Source organism: Mesorhizobium album, from assembly GCF_033977205.1.
GTDB lineage: Bacteria > Pseudomonadota > Alphaproteobacteria > Rhizobiales > Rhizobiaceae > Mesorhizobium > Mesorhizobium album.
This window is the reverse complement of sequence record NZ_JAVIIW010000055.1, coordinates 23,440-41,440: the sequence shown is the minus strand read 5'-3', so window position 1 is coordinate 41,440 and position 18,001 is coordinate 23,440. Positions and strand designations below refer to the sequence as shown.

Here is an 18,001-nt window from a genome sequence, read left to right as displayed (position 1 = left end):
CTGGCCAGGCGGCCGGTCAAGGTCGCCGTCGTCGCCCAGGCCGCCAAGACCGCCCGCATCATCTGGGCCATGCTCACCACGGGCCAAGAATACAGGGCGCCGGTTGCGGCAAGGCCGCTCCCAGGCCCTTAACAGTGTAAGGAGCACAAAGGCAGCACGGCAAAATGGTCAGGACCTGGGTCGGGAAAATCCGCCGTCGTCATCGCGCTTCCAAAGCGCGCTAGAATGATTGGGAGCCCGATCCGCGTAACCCTTGCGGGCCAGCGGTCTTTGAAATCGACCGCACGAAAGGCCGAATACATGACCGCTCCAGACTGACGCCGTCGTCGCCATTTTGCCTCTTGCCCAAAAGGGGCCGTCCATACATGACGACCTGAGAGGCGTTTCGGCCAATCTCCGAAGTAGGCGCAATCAACGAAGCGCGGCCATCCGCCACCCGGAAATGTCCTGGACTGCTCTTTCCCGGGAACGTTTCGCCCTTTCCCGCATCCAATGGCCGTCAACTCAAAACAAGCCCGAGGCCTTGCGCTGCCGGGCGAAGGAGATGCCATGTTTATCCGACCGACCGCAGCCCTCGCCGCCTTCCTCCTCGCAAGCGCCGCGCCTTATGCGCAGGCCGCCGAGAAGCCCACCGACCCGCAGATCGCCCACATCGCCTACACGGCCGGCACGATCGACATCGAGGCCGCCAAGCTGGCGATCAAGAAGTCCAAGACCAAGGAGGTCGTCGACTTCGCAAAGGACATGGAGCGCGACCACGAGGCGGTGAACAGCCAAGCGCTCGACCTGGTGAAGAAGCTGAAGGTGAAGCCGCAAGACAACGCCACCAGCCAGGCGCTGACCAAGGCGGCGAAGGAGGAGCGCGCCAAGCTGGCGAAGCTCAAGGGTGCCGCCTTCGACAAGGCCTATATCGAGAACGAGGTTGCCTATCACAAGCAGGTCGACAGCGCGCTCGAAGCCCTGCTCATCCCCTCGGCCAGCAATGCCGAGCTGAAGAGCCTGCTCGAGACCGGGCTCAAGATCTTCCAGGGACATGAGCAGCATGCCGAACATGTCGCCGGCGCGCTGAAATGAGGGCGGCACCGCTTATACGGCCGCTCCTTGCCGGGCTGGCGCTGGCGCTCGTCGCCTCGCCGGCGGCGGCCGCCACCATCGAGGTGGCGATCGACAAGCTGGTCTTCTCGCCGGCGAGTGTTTCCGCCAAAGTCGGCGACACGATCGAGTGGACGAACAAGGATGTCTTCGCCCACACCGCCACTGTGAACGGTGGCTGGGACGTGACGATCCCGCCGAAGGCCAAGGGCGAGGTCACGCTCAAGCAGACGGGAGCGGTCGACTATTTCTGCCGCTTCCACCCCAACATGAAGGGTCACGTCGAGGTTTCGCCGTGATCCGCCGCCCAGTCGAGGCGGAGCGAGACGCGCCTTGCCTCGGCCGGCCGGGTGATGTGTGTCCATGAGCCGTCGTAGACAGGCTGGCGCCGTTCGATCCAGGCGCCGAGCCCTTCGTTGAGATCGGCGGTCGGGGCCATGCGGGCGAAATGCTCGGCCTCGACCAGCAGGCCCTCGGCGATGCTTAGGTTGATGCCGCGCGCCACGGCAGTGAGGATGCTCGCCACCGCCGGCTGCGAATGGCGGATGATGCGGCTCGCGAGATCGAGCGCGGCCGGCATCAGCTCTTCATGCGGCACGACCCGGTTGACGAGGCCGAGTTCGAGCGCCCGCGCGGGCGAAAAAGGCTCGCCGGTAAGTAGCAGCTCGACCGCTCGTTTGCGTCCGGCAAGCCGCGGCAGGCGCTGCGTGCCGCCGAAGGTCGGCGGCATGGCGAGCTTGATCTCCGGCTTGGCGAACAGGGCGCGGTCGCTGGCGATGGCCAGCGGCACGGCTTCGGTGATCTCGCAGCCGCCGCCGAAGGCGAGGCCATTGACGGCAGCGATGACCGGCTTGCGATAAGCTTCCAACCGCGCCGTCAGCCGCTGGCCGCGCATGACGAAATCGCGCAGCGCCACATCCGTGCCTTCGGCGACGCTCAACGAGAATTCGTGGATGTCGCCGCCGGCCGAGAAGGCGCGCTCCCCTGCCCCGGTGAGGATCACGGCACGCACGGCATCGTCGGTCTCTATCCTGTCGAGGATCGCCAGCAGGCGGTCGATCAAGGCGTAATTCAGGGCGTTGAGTTTTTCGGGGCGGTTGAGCGTCAGCACCGCGACGCGGTCGCGGATATCGCAAAGCGCAAGCTCGGTCATGTCCATTCCCTTAACTGTTCGTTTTTCACGCAATTCCGGACGGAAAACCGCTCCACACTTTTCCTGGAATTGCTCTGTGGAGCGCGCCCGCAAAGGATCAGCTTTCTCCTTGTTTGTATATTCACTAGTCGGTATACTTACCGGATGAGCGAGAAGCCCAATCCCACCAGAAAACGCCTCGTCGACGCGGCGGCGAAACTCTTCTACGCCGAAGGGATCGGCCGCGTCAGCGTCGATGCCGTGGCGGAAAAGGCGGGGCTGACCAAGCGCACGCTCTACTACCACTTCAAGAGCAAGGACGAATTGATCACGGCCTATCTCGACAGCCGCGACCAGCCGAACCTCAAACAGATGGCCGGCTGGTTCGAGGCTGCGGAAGGCGGCGCGGACAAGAAGGTCGAAGCGATCTTCACCCACCTGGCGCGTGTGGCGCGGCACGTCAAATGGAAGGGCTGCGGCTTCCTGCGCACGGCCGCCGAACTCGCCGCCATGCCCGGCCATCCGGCGGTGAAGGCCGGCTCCCGCCATAAGAGCAATTTCGAGAAATGGCTGGCGGGCGAGCTTTCAGGCCATGGCGTGCGCGAAGCAAAGATGCTGGCGCGCGAGATCGTGCTTCTGATGGACGGCGCCTTTTCCAGCATGCTGATCCACCACGATCCCAATTATATCACGGCCGCCGGTCACGCCGCCGCGACGCTGGTGCGGGCAAGATCCCAGAAGAAAGACTGACCGGCGGCCGCTGGAGCGCGGCCGGCTGGCATGGTATCGCAGTGCCGGGAGGCGGCGATGCGTGTCATTTTCCGATGTGATCCGATGCTGGCCGAGCATTTGCCGCGCCCGATCCCGGCGCGCGGCGCTCTGCCGGACTGGCTGCGCGCCATGCCGGCCACCGCCTATTCCGCGATCCACGGCCGCGACATTCGCACACTCAAGCAGTGCCCGCCGGTGGTCGACGCGATGACCTATGGCTTCATGGTGCTGCTGCCATGCGATGTCACTGTCGACAAGGGGACATTTTCCTGGGACTGGGAGATCCCGGACCCCGTCACCGGAAACCATCCCAGGGCGCCGCTGAGCTTCCACACGCCGGGACAACTCGCCGGCAGCCCGTTTGCCCACCCCGGGCAGGCCGCGCTCAAATTCAACAGCTTCTGGACCATAGAGGTCGAGGATGGCTGGTCGCTGTTTGCGACGCACCCGGTCAACCGCGAGGATCTTCCCTTCAGGCTGGTGACGGGCCTGGTGGATTGCGACCGGTTCAGCGACGGCGGTATCAATTTCCCGGCGGTCTGGAAGGATTCCGAATTCTGCGGCGTGCTCGCCAAAGGCACTCCGGTCGCGCAATGCTTCGCGGTGCCGCGGGCGGCGCCGCGGCTGGAATTCGAAGTGTTCGACGAAAAACGCCAGGCCGCCTATGCGCAGACGGTCGCGGATGTCCTGTCAGCGCCGGGCGTCTACCGCAAGCGGTTCCGCGCCAGGCGCGGCCGCGCCAGCGAGTAGAGGGGTTCAGCGTTTGATAGAATCGCCGAACCGCTCTACCCCTTTGTTCTCACGCAATTCCGGACGGTAAACGGCTGCGACCTTTCCCTGGAATTGCTCTACCCTTTGTTCTCACGCAATTCCGGACGGAAAACCGCTGCGCACTTTTCCTGGAATTGCTCTAGTGAGCGGCGCAGCGCTTCCTCGTCGAGCCACAGCCTGCCGCTCGGCGCCGAGGTGAGCGCCATGGCGATGACACCGAAGGTGGATGGGCTGAGACGATAGGCTTGCGAATAGGCCGCCATCGCGCCGTCCAGGTCGCCGGTTTCCTGAAGGACGACGCCCAGATTGACCGCGGCCTCCGCGGCGTCCGGGCTCATCTCCAGCACATGTCGATAGGCCTCGGCGGCGCCGGCGAACTTGCGTAAGTCCTGACGCACCAACCCGAGGTCGAACCATTGCGCCGGATGCCCGCGGGCGGCGACGGCGCGCTCGAGAAAACTTTCCGCCTCGACAGGCGCACCGCGTTGCCACGCCAGGCGCCCGAGGCGCGCCATCGCTTCCACGGATTTCGGGTCGCTTTGCAGGACAAGCGCCCAGGACGCCTCCGCTGCCGAAGCGTCGCCCACCTGGTCGTAGGTGCGTGCCCGCTCGACGAGGATTTCCGCCTTGGATGACCGCCCGGCGGCGCGATCCAGCAACTGCAAGGCCGCTTCGAACCGGCCTTCGGCCCGGGCAATCCTGCATGCCAAGATCAAGGCGGGCACATTGTCCGGACGAGCGGCGAGGCTCGCTGCGATGCGCGCACGAGCCCCCGGTAGGTCCGCTCTGGCGAACAATATGGCCGCCAGGAGATGGCAAAGCGCCGGATCGCCCGGCCGCCGCTTCAGGCCGAGCTCGCACAAATCGGTCGCCTGGCCGTGATCGCCTGAATTGAAAGCGGCCACTGCGCGGCGGACCAAATCCGCGCTATCGCCTTGACTGGTGCTGGTCACTGAAGCTCTCTCCATGGTGGCGCGGACGGCCGGCTCAACGCAAACGAGTGGTTGCCGACGCCCAGGCTTAGAAAATTTGGGTCGGAATTAGGGCAACTCACCTGACTTGCATGGTGCAATGCAGGAAACGGCATGGCCATTATGAGCAGAGTCTTTATAACGGTCGCCGAGATCTGATAACGGTCCCAAGATAACGATCACTGCGATTTGCGATCAGCCAAGGGGAGACGATGCGCTACATACGTCCGCTTTCAATAGAAGATGCCGTCGGCCAGTTGGCCGGCGCGGCCGGGCCGGCCGCCGTTCTCGCCGGAGGCAGCGACCTGCTGGTCAGGATGAAGGGCGGCTTCATCGAGCCGGAGCTGATCGTCGACATCAAGGCGATCGCCGGCCTGAGCGAGATCACCGAAACGGCTGAAGGCTTCAGCATCGGCGCCGCGGTGCCCTGCGCGGTGCTTGGCGAAAACGCGGCGCTGGGGAAGGCATGGCCTGGCGTCGTCGAGGCAGCGAAGCTGATCGGCTCGAAGCAGGTGCAGGGACGCTGCACCATCGTCGGCAATCTCTGCAACGCCTCGCCAGCCGCCGACAGCGTGCCGGCGCTGGTGGCGGCCGGAGCCAAGGCTGTGGTCGCGGGGCCTTCAGGCAAGCGCACGATTGCCGTGGAAGCCGTGCCGACCGGTCCGGGCCGCACCTCGCTCGCCAAGGGCGAGATCATCGAGGCGATCCTGCTCGACAAGCGCGCGCCGCATTCCGGCGACGCCTATCAGCGCTTCATTCCGCGCACCGAGATGGACATCGCAGTGGTCAGCGCCGGCGTGAACCTGACGATCGATGGGCAAGGCATCATCAAATCGGCACGCGTGGCGCTGGGCGCCGCCGCACCGACGGTGCTGCTGGTCGAGGAGGCCGCGGAGGTCCTCATCGGCAGGAGGCCGGACGAGGCGACGCTGGAGCGGCTCGCCAAGATCTGCTCGGGCGCCTGCCGCCCGATCGACGACAAGCGCGGAACCATCGAATTCAGACGGAAAGTTGCGGGTGTGCTGGCCAAGCGTGTCGCCACCACCGCCTATAAGCGTGCAGGAGGCAAATGATGGCCGGTGTAGCGGTTTCAACGACAATCAACGGCGATCACGTCGAATACCTGTGCCAGCCGGACGAGACGCTGCTGGAAGTGCTGCGCGACCGGCTGGGGCTCACCGGCGCCAAGGAAGGCTGCGGCACCGGCGACTGCGGCGCCTGCAGCGTCATCGTCGACGACCGGCTGGTCTGCTCCTGCCTGGTGCTGGGCGCGGAAGCCGAAGGCCGCCAGATCGAGACCATCGAGGGTATGGCGCATGGCGACCAACTGCACCCGCTGCAGCAGAAGTTCCTGGAGCACGCCGCCCTGCAATGCGGCGTCTGCACGCCGGGCTTTCTGATGGCGGCCAAGGATCTTTTGGCAAAGAACCCCTCCCCGACCGAGGAGGAAATCCGCTTTGGGCTCGCCGGGAACCTGTGCCGCTGCACCGGCTATGACAAGATCGTGCGCGCCGTCCAGGACGCGGCAAACGTGATGAAGGGAGCGTAACGATGAATTTCGATCCGCGTTTCTCAGGCCGCAATTTCACCTCCGTCGGCACGCGCCCCATCCGCCCCGACGGCGTCGACAAGGTGACGGGCCGCGCCCGCTACGGCGCCGACTTCAACATGGCCGGGCAGCTGGTGGGGCGCATCCTGCGCAGCCCGCACGCCCACGCCGTGATCAAGAAGATCGACACCTCGAAGGCCGAAAAGCTGGCCGGCGTGAAGGCGGTGATCACCGCGGCCGACCTGCCCGACCTCACCGACGGCGATGCCGCCATGTACGACATCCTCGACAACTGCATGGCGCGCAAGAAGGCGCTCTATGACGGCCATGCGGTGGCCGCGGTGGCGGCGATCGACGCCCGCACTGCCCGGCAGGCGCTGAAGCTGATCGAGGTCGAGTACGAGGTGCTGCCGCATGTGACCGATGTCGACGAGGCGATGAAGCATTCCGCACCGCTGATCAACGACGCCATCTTCACCGAGGGCCTCGAGGAAAAGCCGGTCAAGCCCTCCAACGTCTCCAAGCGCACGCAATACGGCCATGGCGATGTCCACCAGGGTTTTGCCCAGGCCGACATGATCGTCGAGCGCTCCTTCAAGACCGAGCAGACGCACCAGGGCTATATCGAGCCGCATGCCTGCGTGGCGAGCGTCAATGCCGACGGCACGGCGGAGCTGTGGGTCTGCACACAAGGCCATTTCGTCTACCGCCAGCACTGCGCCCAGCTGCTTGGGCTCGAGGCCTCGAAGCTGCGCGTCACCTCCTCCGAGATCGGCGGCGGCTTCGGCGGCAAGACCCATGTCTGGGCCGAGCCGGTGGCGCTGGCGCTGTCGCGCAAGGCGGGCCGCCCGGTGAAGCTGGTGATGACCCGCGACGAGGTTTTTCGCGCGTCGGGCCCGACCAGCGCCACCTCGATCGACGTGAAGATCGGCGCCAAGAAGGACGGCACGATCACCGCCGCCGAAGCGACGCTGCGCTACTCCTGCGGCCCCTATGCCGGCATGTGGGCCGAGATCGGCGCCATGACGGCGTTCGCCTGCTATAAGCTCGAGAACGTCAAAACCGTCGGCTACGAGGTGCTGGTCAACCGGCCGAAGACGGCGGCCTATCGCGCGCCTTCGGCGCCGATGGCGGCGTTCGCGGTGGAGAGCGCGGTCGACGAGCTCGCCAAGGAGATCGGCATGGATCCGGTCGAGTTCCGCATCAAGAACGCGGCGCAGGAAGGCACCCGCGCCTCCTACGGCCCGGTCTACGGCCCGATCGGCATCGGCCCGACGCTGGAAGCGGTGAAGAACCATCCGCACATGAAGGCCCCGCTGAAAGCAAACCAGGGGCGCGGCATGGCCTGCGGCTTCTGGTTCAACTTCGGCGGCCAGACCTGCACCGACTTGAACATCGGCATGGACGGCTCGGTCTCGCTCGCCGTCGGCACGGTGGACGTGGGCGGCTCGCGCGCGTCGCTGTCGCTGGTCGCGGCGGAGGAGCTCGGCATCGACTACAGCCACGTCAAGGCGATCGTCGCCGACACCTCGAGCCTCGGTTACAACGACATGACCGACGGCAGCCGCGGCACCTTCTCCTCCTCCATGGCGACCATCTCGGCCGCCCGCAACGCGATCAAGGTGCTGCGCGAGCGCGCGGCGCAGATGTGGGACATTTCGGTCGACGATGTCGCCTGGGAAGCCGGCCACGCCGTCGCCAAGGGCGAGAAGCACGGCAATCTCGGCAAACTGTCGCTGAAGGAGATCGCGGCGCAGTCCGGCAAGACCGGCGGGCCGATCGCCGGCCATAGCGAGCTCGTCGCCGACGGCGCGGGCGTCTCCTTCGCCACCCATATCTGCGACATCGAGGTCGACCCCGAGACCGGCTCGACTAGGGTGATCCGCTACACGGTGGTGCAGGACGCCGGCAAGGCGGTGCACCCGACCTATGTCGAGGGCCAGTACCAGGGCGGCGCGGCACAAGGCATCGGCTGGGCGCTCAACGAGGAGTATATTTACGGCAAGGACGGGCGGCTGCAGAACCCGGGCTTCCTCGACTACCGCATCCCGGTATGCTCCGACCTGCCGATGATCGACACGCAGATCCTCGAAATCCCCAACCCCAACCACCCCTATGGCGTGCGCGGCGTCGGCGAGACCTCGATCGTGCCGCCGCTGGCGGCGATCGCCAATGCGGTGTCGAACGCGGTGGGCGTGCGCATGACTCACATCCCGATGTCGCCGCCGCGCATCCTGGCGGCGCTCGAGGCCGAACGGGAAGGCTAGAGCATTGATGAGGTTCTTGCTCTGATGGTCGAGGTGACGCTCTGGGGGTCGCTCAGTGCTGCCGCCGGAGGCCAGAGCAAGCTCGACATCGAGGCCAAGGACATCAGGGAGCTGTTCCGCAAACTCGCGGAACAGTATCCCGCCTTCGAACCCCTGATCGATCGCGGCATTGCGGTGGCGATCGACGGCACGATCTATCGCGATACGTGGTCGAAGGAGCTGCCGCCCGAGGCGGAGATTTTCCTGCTACCGCGGCTGGCGGGGGGATAGGCGGACCGGCGATCGCAATCGCCCGCATGGTCGGTCGATCAGGCCCGCGACGAGGCCTTGCTTCTGCTTTCACAGTTTTCGCGGGGGTTAGATCCGGTGCTGGACGTCGCCTCCACCGAGTTTTTACGTCCCTATAGGCCCGCAAGGGCCTGAGCAGTAAGCAGCCGAGCTACCAAGCGGTACTGCTCTACGAGGAAATCGTCATTGGTGAACCATTCGGCATAGGGTGCCATGCGAACTCCCTTCGCTTCAGCATCCTTGATTTGGCTCGCGCCGGCGAACATCAACCGCTTGCCGTCCGATGAACGAACCATCTCAGCGCTGACGGTCATCGCAATCCCTCGCCCATCGTTTGCGCCAACTGGAACGCTCAATGCGTGGTAGACGTTGATCTTCAGCCTGGCGGAGGCGGCTGATGCCGCGTCTGTCACGCGATATCCCTTGGTAATGAGGTCTTCCTTCGCCTGACTCTCGATGAGCTCGCGGAGATTTGTACGCGTATCCACGACCTCTTGAAGACGAGCAGTAGCCTCTGCCACCGTGGCGGGCACTTTCCCAGAACTTGCATTTGCCTCGCTTAGATTTGGCGCAAAGACAGAGGCTTTTGATAACTGCACAGGCTCCACGTAGACGAAGCCTATAGAGGCCTTGCTCTGCGGATCAATGGAGGACGCGACGCAAGCGGTAAGAGCGACCGCGACAATGGCAATAAGACTGCGGCGAAGCAATGGAATCTCCGAATTTTCAAAGTCGATTAAGTCGATTCGCAATACTACAGAACAGTCTATTCGGGGAGTACCGCACACGGTTACGACAAACTGGTCGGGATAGCGCGGACTGCGATCGGACCGACACCAGAACTGCGAACCTCAGCGATAACGTTGATGTTTTGATTCTGCGCCCTCGGCGAATGCTTACGCCTAGGGTGCGGCCCTTCAGTCTGCTTCCTGCAGGCGAGCGCGCCTCGCCCGCCTTGGAGCCCCTGATCGATCCCGGCATCGCCGTCGCGATCGACGGCACGATCTATCGCGACACGTGGTCGAAGGAACTGCCGCCCGGGGCGGAGATTTTCCTGCTGCCGCGGCTAATGTCCAACCCCGATTCGCTAAAGCGGTGGGGCAAGACGTATGTTCTAAATAAATAGCCTATTCGACGCCTTCCGTTCAGCGACGGTTTGCACAAAGCACCCCGGCTTTCACGAAGAACGCGAATGGCGCGTGGTTTATAACCCCGCGTTCAAGAAATCTGCCCGCATTGCGCCATCAGTGGAGGTGATCCGGGGAGTACCCCAGATCGTGCAGAAGATCCCGCTCGCGGACGTTCCAGAGGAGGGTCTAACCGGTATCACAGTTCCTGAACTGGTCGACCGGGTGATCATCGGCCCTACGAACTTCCCTTTTGAGATGAGGGAAGCGATCGTCGAATTACTTGCCGCGAAGGGCGTGGAGGACGCGGAATCGCAGGTTATTGTTTCCGATATCCCTCTTAGGCAGGGGTGAAAAACAGTCGCTAACCTCGGAATACCGGGATGAGGGACTTTGGTCATTGATGGCAATTATTCCATCTGACAATCCAGATCGTCGGCTTGCCAGATGAGGCGGTGGCGGAAAGCCGTGAGCGCGTGCGGGCCGTGCAGCCGGCTCGGCGCGGTGCGCGACGCCCATCCAGCACGAGGATATCGCGGCAAAAGGCGCGCGAAGGCGAGCCGCTTTTGTCCCCGCCGGACACGGTCTGGTCCCATGGCGCGTCTTCCTCGATCCTGTCTTTCCGATAGTCGAGCCCGACCTTGTCGCCGGCGCCTCCCCTTACACCCCCAGCGTCGGCTCCGTATTCACCTCCAGCGCCTCCTCCGCCTCGTCCTCCTCGCCAAGCTCATCGCCCTTGACCGCCAGCGGGCGGCCGATCCAGATCGGGTCGACCAGATGGTCGCGCTTGGGGTTGGTGGTGTTGGGGTGGATGAGGATGCTCAAGCCGCCGTGGTTCAGCATCAGCCAGGGAACGAGCGTCGCGAAAATCCCGGTCGCGAAGGAGACCTGGTACATGGGCTGCTGGTGCGGGCCGACCGGCTCGTCGCGCCAATTGCCCAGGCGCACGCGGAAACGTTCGCCGATGCGCTGGCGCAACCATTCGGCCTGCCGCCGCTCAGCCTCGCCGTCATAGTAGATATGGGCGTGATAGCTGGCGATCTCAGCGATCGGCCTTGGATTGGTGACTTCGCTCACCTCGATGCTCCCCTTCGATGATTGGCGCCCGGCAAAACTCTAGCCGAAGCACGCACGCTTTGTCTGCAGCGTGCGGCAGCCCCGGAAATTGCACAGACTGTCTTCGGCAGGGACTTCTCGATGGCGTCATCGGAAGGGCTGGACAACCGCAGACGGCAGCGCCGCCCCCCTCCGTCTCGGCGCTGCGCGCCGAGCCACCGTGCCGGGGCGAGCCACGGGTCTCGCCCGTCCTTCGGACCCCCCGCTCCCGCGGGGGCGAGGAATTCAAGCATCGCCCCGCCCTCGCGCCGCGCCGGGGCGATGTCGCGGCTGTGGCCGTCAAAACCGCCTTCTGGTGAGTGACCGCTTCGTTGCAAAACGGGCCAGATTGTCGAGCGTGCGCGGCACCTGCTCATCCTCGATCGCCTCGATGGCGCCTTTCTCCGCGGCTTCCTGCCGAAAGCGCTTTGCCCAATCCTCGGTGAGGTCATCCCGCTGAATCGCATATGGGGAGACCGGCACTGTTGCCGGAACAGGAACATCCAGCAATTGCGCGACGGCTTCGACATAGGGCCGCGGGTCCGGCTGGAGGTCCTCGTAGACGAACTGCCGGTAGGGCAATTGCGAAAGGTTCAGGTAAGCCCGCCAGAATGCGTAGCTTTGCTCGATCTGGAAGAAGGCCCGGCTGATGCCGGCAAAGCTGTACTCAACAGGCGTGCCGGCCCCCTTGTGCCGGATTGACCACAAGCGCGAAGCGCTGGCGCGGTAGAACGAAATGGCCTGGCGAAGACGATCACGGCGTTCAAGTAGGATGAAGCCCAGATCGTTGTTCCTGCGAATTTCGAGCAGGAAATCCTTGCCGCATTTGCCCTTTGACCAGATCAGATGGCGCGGAAACACCTTGATGGCGAAGCGACCGTTTTCGGTCGCGGATTTCCGGATGACCGTTTCTTCAAGGACATCGTATCTGCGAGGCTCCAAGCCCAAATAGGCCGACTTGAGCCATTCTCCCGAACAGCCCATGATGCCTGTCGCATTCGTAAGGCTTCCCAGCCAGCTCGAACCGCTTCTTCCTTCGGTTAAGACCGCAACCCCCTTCACCATGACCCCTTTCGAGTGCTTCCAATAAAGCGGCTAAAATGCGCGGGCTTAACAAGCAACAGGCGCCCGCCGCTGCTTAATGTCCCTATCGGCTTCCGCCTCGCGGTTACAAGGCAGGGAACGCCCTGGCATAATCGCGATGCAGGCCCAGCCGGGCTCAGGCACCTCTTCGACTAAAGCGCGTCGCGATCTTTCAGATTCGCTCCATGCGCTTTAGTTTTTTGACTTTACGCATGTCTTTGTCCCGAAACCGGTTCCCACTTTCGGGAGACATGCTTTAGCCGATCGTCTCGAGAAATCGATCGGTGAAGTCAGCGAGTGCGTTCCAGTCGGTGAATTCGTAATCGCGCTCGGGGTTCGGATCGCCACCCTTCATGACGACGAATCTGACGAACTGCTCCTGAAAGTAATCGTACTTGGTGAAACGCAAGGCACCTCCGAGAAGGAGGGTCATGCGCGGTTGCCATCCTGTCACGGAGACGAAGCGATCCACGTATTTTTGAGCGTCCGCTTCGTGTCCTTTCAGCGCCGCCGACAGGCTGACGGATATCAGGGCCGAAGGCTTGGTGCTCAGCAGTTCGTGATGCGCAAAGACGAAGTTCGTGATGGCTTCCTGGTGATGCTCCTGGTGCACCGATCCGGCAATGACGAACGCGTCGAAATGCCCGAGCTTCAAATCGGATGTGAACTCCGCGCTATCCAGCAGCTCGACCTGGTGCCCGCGCCCGCGAACGTCCGTTGCCACCCGTTCGGCAATTTTCCGCGTCTGCCCTTCGGTCGTTCCAAAGACAATCAAGAGGTTCACGATGTCCCTCCGACAACGAAAAGGCCATTGATAGGGACGATCGATACCGGCATGCCGGTACCTCAATGCAACGGCGATTGACCGCATTATAGCCCACGGAACAGGCTTCACGAACCCATTTTCGCCGCGATCTGGGCCAGAAGGCCCGCGACCGCCAGCGGCCATCACTTGATGGCCGCCCCAGCCCTATCTCATGTCACGCCGCCTCTCGCTGCTCCCCCACAACGCCCGCTGCAGCAACCCCCGCTTTCGCTTCCTCGGCGCCAGCTCCAGGGCGATCTTTGCAGCTGTGAAGGCTTCCAGCTCGGCGCGGTGCGCCACGCTGATGATGACTCGTGACCAAAGGGCCGCCAGGCATGCCCTAAAGCGCGTCGCGATCTTTCAGATTCGCTCCATGCGCTTTAGGTTTTTGATTTTGCGCATGTCTTTGTCCCGAAACCGGTTCCCACTTTCGGGAGACATGCCCTAATCCCACGCGACCCCGCCTAGAGTCGGCAGGCCGCTCGCGAGTTGGTGATAGAGCGCGATGATGAGCTCGTGCTGCTTCCAGATCATCAGGACGCCGCTCACGGCCATCAGCGCCGGGACTGCCGTGCGAAATTGGCGTCCGCTCATCCGCTCGAGCCATGGCTTTGCAGCAAGCGTCGAGAGCGCCGCGCCGAACCCGGTCGCCAGGCCGAAGGCAAGGGCGTGCCCGCTGAACACTCCGAGGCCGGTGAACACCGCGATCTTGACCACATCGGTCGCGAAGGAGTTCACCGACTTCGTCGCCACCAGCGTCTCCTTGCTGGAACCATAGTTCAGGTAAAGCGAGTTCAGCACCGGGCCCACCATGCCCATCAGCGCCGAGAGCAGGGACACGATGAGACCGGCGGGCAAGAACCACCAGCGCCGGGCTCGATAGCTGCGCTCGCGTGCGCCGCCCCGGAACTCCCAAACCGCGCCTATCAGATAGAGCCCGATGAGGATCTGCAGCCACTCGGCGCGTGCGCTGGCGAACAGCCAGGCGCCGGCCGCCGCGCCGGCGACGGCTCCGGGCAAATACCAGCGCACGATGCTCCAATCGACGTCGCGGCGAAACGCCAGGATCCGCGCCGGATTTGCCATGAGCTCGGTGAGCGTGATCACCGGAGCGACGGCAGCGCTGCCGGTCAGGAAGGTGACCGCGGGAATCAGCAGCAGACCGGCGCCGCCGGCCGACAGCGTGTTGAGGGTCCAGGCCAGAAAGCCTGCGCCGCAGAGCAGTCCCAGTTGCAGCCAGTCCATCGGCCAGAAAACGCGCCCCACGCCCGGCCGTTCCGGCCGATGAGTGCGCGTGACGACTGACGGCCGGGCGGTGCGCTCCTACCCAACACCCCTGGGCGGCACCCTGGTGATCTATGGATACCGCCCGGAGAGCGCTCGGAGGGTGAAGCGACTGTCAGTGAGCGTTGGCCGATGGTGCCGTCTTGCCGTCAATGGCCGACGGCATGCTCCTAGTCGAGGCACCCGTCTGCGTGTCGGTGGCCGGCACTGTATGCTCGGCGCCGGACAGCGGACTACCCTGCCCCGGCACGGCGTCGGCTGTCGGAGCCGTGTTGTTTATGCCGTTCTGGAACGGCTGGCTGTCGGTGGTCAAACCACCTGCCGCTGTGGCGCTGAAGAGGTGATCGGCTGCCGACACGGGGCCGGCGAGCAGCGAAAACGCTGCAATGAGGATAAGTGTTCGCATCATGGGTTCTCCAATGATTGCAAGGAGTTCAATGTCCCGTCCGATGCGCGACCTTAAGGTGATCGGAAGGCCAACAGCGGCGGGGGCGGCTGTCCCTTCAATGTCTTCAACGCCGCGCTTGGTCGCCGTATTCCCGAAAATCGCAAGGGAACGGTGGAGCATCGCAATCGGCAGCGCCGCTCGACCGGTCCGGGCACGCGAATGCGCCAGAGATCGCCGATGCATTCGTCGTCGGATTCTTTCGGCAAAAGCGCGGGGCTTATGAGCCGCGCTTGCCGCCCTGCTCACGCCGTCTTCGGATCGCACCCCCGGAGCCCCACAAGGCGCGTGTGATGAGACTCCGCTTCCGCTTCCTCGGCATAAGCTCGACATCGCTGACAAGCTTCGCCCCGCCCTCGCGCCGTTCCAGCGTGATCTTGCGGCTGTGAAAAGCTTCCAGCTCGGCGCGGTGCGCCACGCTGATGATGGTGACCTTCGGCAATGCGCGGATCAGCGTCCGCATCATCTTGTCCTGGCTCTTCTCGTCGAGCGCCGAGGTCGCCTCGTCCAGCACGACGATGTCGGGGCAGTGTAAGAGAAGACGCGCGAAGGCGAGGCGCTGCTTTTCGCCGCCGGAGAGCGTCTGGTCCCATGGCGCCTCTTCCTCGAGCCTGTCCTTCAGATAACCTAGGCCGACCTTGTCGAGGGCGGCATTGATCTTCCTGGTCGTCCAGTTGTCGGCGGGGGCCGGATAGGCAACTGCGCGGCGCAGCGTGCCGGTGGGGATGTAGGGGCGTTGCGGCAGCATGAACAGCCGCCTGTCGGCGTGGAAATTGACGCTGCCGCCGCCCCACGGCCACAGCCCGGCGACTGCCCGCACCAGCGTCGACTTGCCCGTGCCGGATTCGCCGGAGACCAGCACCCGCTCGCCCGGTTCGATCTCGACCTCGGTTTCCTTGACCACGCCGGTGCCGTCGTTAAGCGTCACGGAAAGATCGTCCAGGCTGAGCATGGCGCCGTTTTGCGTTTCGCCGTGTCTGATGCGTCCGAACGCCTCGCTCCGTTCGGCGCGCTCCAACCCGTCGAGCGACATCATCAGCGAGGCGATGCGGCGGGCCGACGCGTTCCAGTCGGCAAGCCGCGGATAGTTGTCGACCAGCCATCCGAACGCGCCCTGCACGATGGCGAAGGCCGAAGCCGCCTGCATCACCTGGCCGAGCGTCATCGAGCCTTCAAGGAACTTTGGCGCGCACAGCAGCACCGGCACGACCGGCGCGAACAGGCTCGAGCCTTGAGAGACCACCGCCGTGCGCATGTGCTGGCCGGTCAGCAGCGCCCATCGCCTGAGCACGCCGCCAAACGTCCTGTCGATGCCGCTGCGTTCCTCCTCCTCGCCGCCGAGCAAGGCAATGCTCTCGCCGTTTTCGCGCACGCGTGTCAGCACATAGCGGAATTCGGCTTCCGCCTGGTTCTTCTGCTCCGAGAGCTGGACGAAATGGCGGCCGATGACCGTCATCGAAGTGGAGGTGATCGCGGCATAGAGCACCGCGGTGATGACGAGGAAGCCGGGAATGGTGACGGTCGAACCGCCGATCGGCAGGCTGAGCGCCCCGCCGATCGTCCACAGCACCACGATGAAGGTCGAGGCCGACAGAAACGCGTTGAGGACGCCGGCGATGAAATCGACAGGCGACTCGGTGGCGATGCGCAAATCCTCCGTGAGGCGGGCTTCGGGGTTCGTGTGGTCGCCAGCCACAAGGTTCAGCTGATAGTAGCGGCCGTTGGCGAGCCAGCGCGCGATGACCGATGTGGTGAGCCAGGAGCGCCAGCGGCGCTGGATCGTCATGCGCAGATAGACCTGCGCGACGACAAGGCTCGCGCTGCCGGCCACCAGCGGCAGGAAGATGGCGCTGAGGAAATACACGGTATGGACATTGCGTTGCTCGATAGCGTCGAAAAACGCGCGGTTCCAGACATTGATGCCATACTGGAAGCCGACATTGGTGCATATCAGGACCAGCAGCCCGATCGTGAACGGCAAGGCGAGCTTGTCGCCATGCCGGCCCCAGTAGCCGCGCCCGCTGATCCAGAAACGCCGCAGCAGGTATTTCTTGCGCGCCTGCTCGGCCTGTTCGGGCGTCAGCTCAGGATTGGGCTCGACGGCATCCGGCGGCGGCGCGGCCTGGCCGTCGACCTCGGGCGCGGCTTCGGCGGTGGATTCCTTCTCTTCGCTCGATTTCTTTGGGCGCGACTCCTCTTCGTGCGGCTTTTCTTCGTGCGGCTTTTCTGGGCGCGACTTCTGGGCACCACGCCGTTTGGCGCGGTCGGTCGGTTTCAGTTTGGATTTAGCCTCTGACATCAGGCCGACAACGGCCTGAAAATCAGAAAGTTTCACGATATCCGCCGCTTCTCCCCAACCCCGCGGGGTTTCGGCCTCACCTCAGCCGCCGATGCCACGCCGCGCGGCGGCCATGCCCTCCCACATCAGCTTGATCCCGAGCGCGCCGACGACGGCGCCGGCGGCGCGGTCGATCCAGTGCTTGGTGCTGAGATAGGCCGAGCGCGGCTTGCTGGAGGAAAAGGCGAAGGCGACAACCGCGTACCAGACGAATTCGTTGCAGAAGAGCAGCGGCGGCAGGACGAAGAGCATCCAGAGCGGCGGCGAGGACGGCAGCATGGCCGCGAACATCGAGGCGTAGAAGATCGCCGTCTTCGGGTTGGCGAGCTGCACCAGAAGCGCGCGACGCAGCGCCCGCCAGAACGAGCCGGCGCGCACCGAGGCACCGCTCGCGATCTCGATCGGCTCGTTGGCACCGCGCCAGATCTTTATGCCGATCCACAACAGGTAGGCGCCGCCGGCAATGCGCAGGACAATGTCCAGCCAGGCGACCTGGACGAGCAGTGCGGTCAGGCCCGCGACCGCAATGGTGGCGAAGATGAAGCCGCCAATGCCCATGCCGATCGCCGCCGCCAGGCCGTCCGTGCGCTCGCCGGCCACCGCGATGCGCGAGACGACGACGAAGCTAGGCCCGGGGCTCATCGCGCCCAGCAGGAAAACGCCAAGGATGGACAGGATGGTTGCAATCTCGGACAAGGTTTTCCTCCAAGGTCGGTTCAAGTTCCGGCGCAATAGAAATGCACGCGCCGCGCGCCTTGTCACCACCCTGGCGAGCGGTCAGCGATTACAAGCGTGCCGAGATGGCCGTCTGGTCGGGCCGGAGCCGCGCCCTATTTCTCCCCAAGCCCGTCCAGCCACCGGGCATGAACCGCCTCTGCGGAACGAGCGGCAGGTGCTTGAGGGAGATGCCCTGTTCGGCAGGGGGCGGAGCTTTTGCAGAAGTGCCTCTGCATCCGGGGAGACTTCAGATGAAAGATGCCGCA

At 64.2% G+C, this 18,001-nt stretch carries 20 protein-coding genes; 10 read left to right on the top strand and 10 right to left on the bottom strand.

Annotated features, from left to right (window positions below; translation table 11 throughout):
- Nucleotides 1-549: 549 nt before the first annotated feature.
- Together RFN28_RS30245 and RFN28_RS30240 are read left to right on the top strand one after the other, a co-directional pair.
- Nucleotides 550-1,074, top strand: a complete 525-nt coding sequence (locus RFN28_RS30245) for a DUF4142 domain-containing protein (protein ID WP_320290798.1) — start codon at nt 550-552, stop codon at nt 1,072-1,074.
- Nucleotides 1,071-1,391 carry a cupredoxin domain-containing protein gene (locus RFN28_RS30240; protein WP_320290797.1) on the top strand — a complete coding sequence of 107 codons (321 nt, stop codon included), beginning with the start codon at nt 1,071-1,073 and terminating at the stop codon, nt 1,389-1,391. Before RFN28_RS30245 ends, RFN28_RS30240 begins: the two co-directional genes overlap by 4 nt.
- On the opposite strand, the gene RFN28_RS30235 is transcribed toward RFN28_RS30240, so the two are convergent.
- The gene (locus RFN28_RS30235; RefSeq protein ID WP_320290796.1) at nt 1,370-2,245 is read right to left on the bottom strand and encodes a crotonase/enoyl-CoA hydratase family protein; all 876 of its coding nucleotides are present in this window, start codon (nt 2,243-2,245) and stop codon (nt 1,370-1,372) included. The genes RFN28_RS30240 and RFN28_RS30235 overlap by 22 nt on opposite strands.
- A gap of 144 nt (nt 2,246-2,389) precedes the next feature.
- Here RFN28_RS30235 and RFN28_RS30230 point away from each other — a divergent pair, with 144 nt between their 5' ends.
- Nucleotides 2,390-2,974 carry a TetR/AcrR family transcriptional regulator gene (locus RFN28_RS30230; protein WP_320290795.1) on the top strand — a complete coding sequence of 195 codons (585 nt, stop codon included), beginning with the start codon at nt 2,390-2,392 and terminating at the stop codon, nt 2,972-2,974.
- 57 nt (nt 2,975-3,031) lie between these two features.
- Nucleotides 3,032-3,745, top strand: coding sequence for a hypothetical protein (locus tag RFN28_RS30225; RefSeq protein ID WP_320290794.1), 714 nt, complete (start codon nt 3,032-3,034; stop codon nt 3,743-3,745).
- Nucleotides 3,746-3,843: 98 nt separating this feature from the next.
- Here RFN28_RS30225 and RFN28_RS30220 read toward each other — a convergent pair whose 3' ends face one another.
- Complete coding sequence (locus tag RFN28_RS30220) at nt 3,844-4,734, bottom strand: tetratricopeptide repeat protein (protein ID WP_347349864.1); 891 nt, start codon at nt 4,732-4,734, stop codon at nt 3,844-3,846.
- Nucleotides 4,735-4,949: 215 nt separating this feature from the next.
- On the opposite strand from RFN28_RS30220, the gene RFN28_RS30215 reads away from it, so the two are divergent.
- The 4 genes from RFN28_RS30215 to RFN28_RS30200 are packed head-to-tail and all read left to right on the top strand — an operon-like array spanning nt 4,950 to nt 8,823.
- Nucleotides 4,950-5,810: an FAD binding domain-containing protein gene (locus RFN28_RS30215; RefSeq protein WP_320290792.1), complete on the top strand. Its 861-nt coding sequence runs from the start codon at nt 4,950-4,952 to the stop codon at nt 5,808-5,810.
- The gene (locus RFN28_RS30210; RefSeq protein ID WP_320290791.1) at nt 5,810-6,286 is read left to right on the top strand and encodes a (2Fe-2S)-binding protein; all 477 of its coding nucleotides are present in this window, start codon (nt 5,810-5,812) and stop codon (nt 6,284-6,286) included. Before RFN28_RS30215 ends, RFN28_RS30210 begins: the two co-directional genes overlap by 1 nt.
- 2 nt (nt 6,287-6,288) lie before the next feature.
- Nucleotides 6,289-8,553 (top strand): xanthine dehydrogenase family protein molybdopterin-binding subunit, encoded by a 2,265-nt coding sequence (locus RFN28_RS30205; RefSeq protein WP_320290790.1) that lies wholly within the window; start codon nt 6,289-6,291, stop codon nt 8,551-8,553.
- A gap of 24 nt (nt 8,554-8,577) precedes the next feature.
- Entirely contained in the window at nt 8,578-8,823 is a 246-nt protein-coding gene (locus RFN28_RS30200) for a MoaD/ThiS family protein (RefSeq protein WP_320290789.1), read from the top strand.
- Nucleotides 8,824-8,954: 131 nt separating this feature from the next.
- On the opposite strand, the gene RFN28_RS30195 is transcribed toward RFN28_RS30200, so the two are convergent.
- The gene (locus RFN28_RS30195) at nt 8,955-9,551 is read right to left on the bottom strand and encodes a hypothetical protein (RefSeq protein WP_320290788.1); all 597 of its coding nucleotides are present in this window, start codon (nt 9,549-9,551) and stop codon (nt 8,955-8,957) included.
- Nucleotides 9,552-9,796: 245 nt separating this feature from the next.
- Here RFN28_RS30195 and RFN28_RS30190 point away from each other — a divergent pair, with 245 nt between their 5' ends.
- Entirely contained in the window at nt 9,797-9,967 is a 171-nt protein-coding gene (locus tag RFN28_RS30190) for a hypothetical protein (RefSeq protein WP_320290802.1), read from the top strand.
- Nucleotides 9,968-10,118: 151 nt separating this feature from the next.
- On the top strand, nt 10,119-10,322 hold the full coding sequence (locus RFN28_RS30185; RefSeq protein ID WP_320290787.1) for a hypothetical protein: 204 nt from the start codon (nt 10,119-10,121) through the stop codon (nt 10,320-10,322).
- Nucleotides 10,323-10,628: 306 nt separating this feature from the next.
- Here RFN28_RS30185 and RFN28_RS30180 read toward each other — a convergent pair whose 3' ends face one another.
- From RFN28_RS30180 to RFN28_RS30150, 7 genes are all read right to left on the bottom strand, one after another.
- Entirely contained in the window at nt 10,629-11,045 is a 417-nt protein-coding gene (locus tag RFN28_RS30180; protein WP_320290786.1) for a DOPA 4,5-dioxygenase family protein, read from the bottom strand.
- 318 nt (nt 11,046-11,363) lie between these two features.
- Complete coding sequence (locus tag RFN28_RS30175) at nt 11,364-12,128, bottom strand: Stf0 family sulfotransferase (protein ID WP_320290785.1); 765 nt, start codon at nt 12,126-12,128, stop codon at nt 11,364-11,366.
- A gap of 274 nt (nt 12,129-12,402) precedes the next feature.
- Nucleotides 12,403-12,930, bottom strand: a complete 528-nt coding sequence (locus tag RFN28_RS30170) for a flavodoxin domain-containing protein (protein WP_320290784.1) — start codon at nt 12,928-12,930, stop codon at nt 12,403-12,405.
- Nucleotides 12,931-13,395: 465 nt separating this feature from the next.
- Nucleotides 13,396-14,196 carry a sulfite exporter TauE/SafE family protein gene (locus RFN28_RS30165; protein WP_320290783.1) on the bottom strand — a complete coding sequence of 267 codons (801 nt, stop codon included), beginning with the start codon at nt 14,194-14,196 and terminating at the stop codon, nt 13,396-13,398.
- A 154-nt stretch (nt 14,197-14,350) separates the two neighbouring features.
- Nucleotides 14,351-14,644 (bottom strand): hypothetical protein, encoded by a 294-nt coding sequence (locus tag RFN28_RS30160; RefSeq protein WP_320290782.1) that lies wholly within the window; start codon nt 14,642-14,644, stop codon nt 14,351-14,353.
- 256 nt (nt 14,645-14,900) lie between these two features.
- On the bottom strand, nt 14,901-16,979 hold the full coding sequence (locus tag RFN28_RS30155) for an ABC transporter ATP-binding protein/permease (protein ID WP_320290801.1): 2,079 nt from the start codon (nt 16,977-16,979) through the stop codon (nt 14,901-14,903).
- A gap of 81 nt (nt 16,980-17,060) precedes the next feature.
- Nucleotides 17,061-17,714, bottom strand: coding sequence for a LysE family translocator (locus tag RFN28_RS30150; RefSeq protein ID WP_430679216.1), 654 nt, complete (start codon nt 17,712-17,714; stop codon nt 17,061-17,063).
- Nucleotides 17,715-18,001 lie beyond the last annotated feature (287 nt).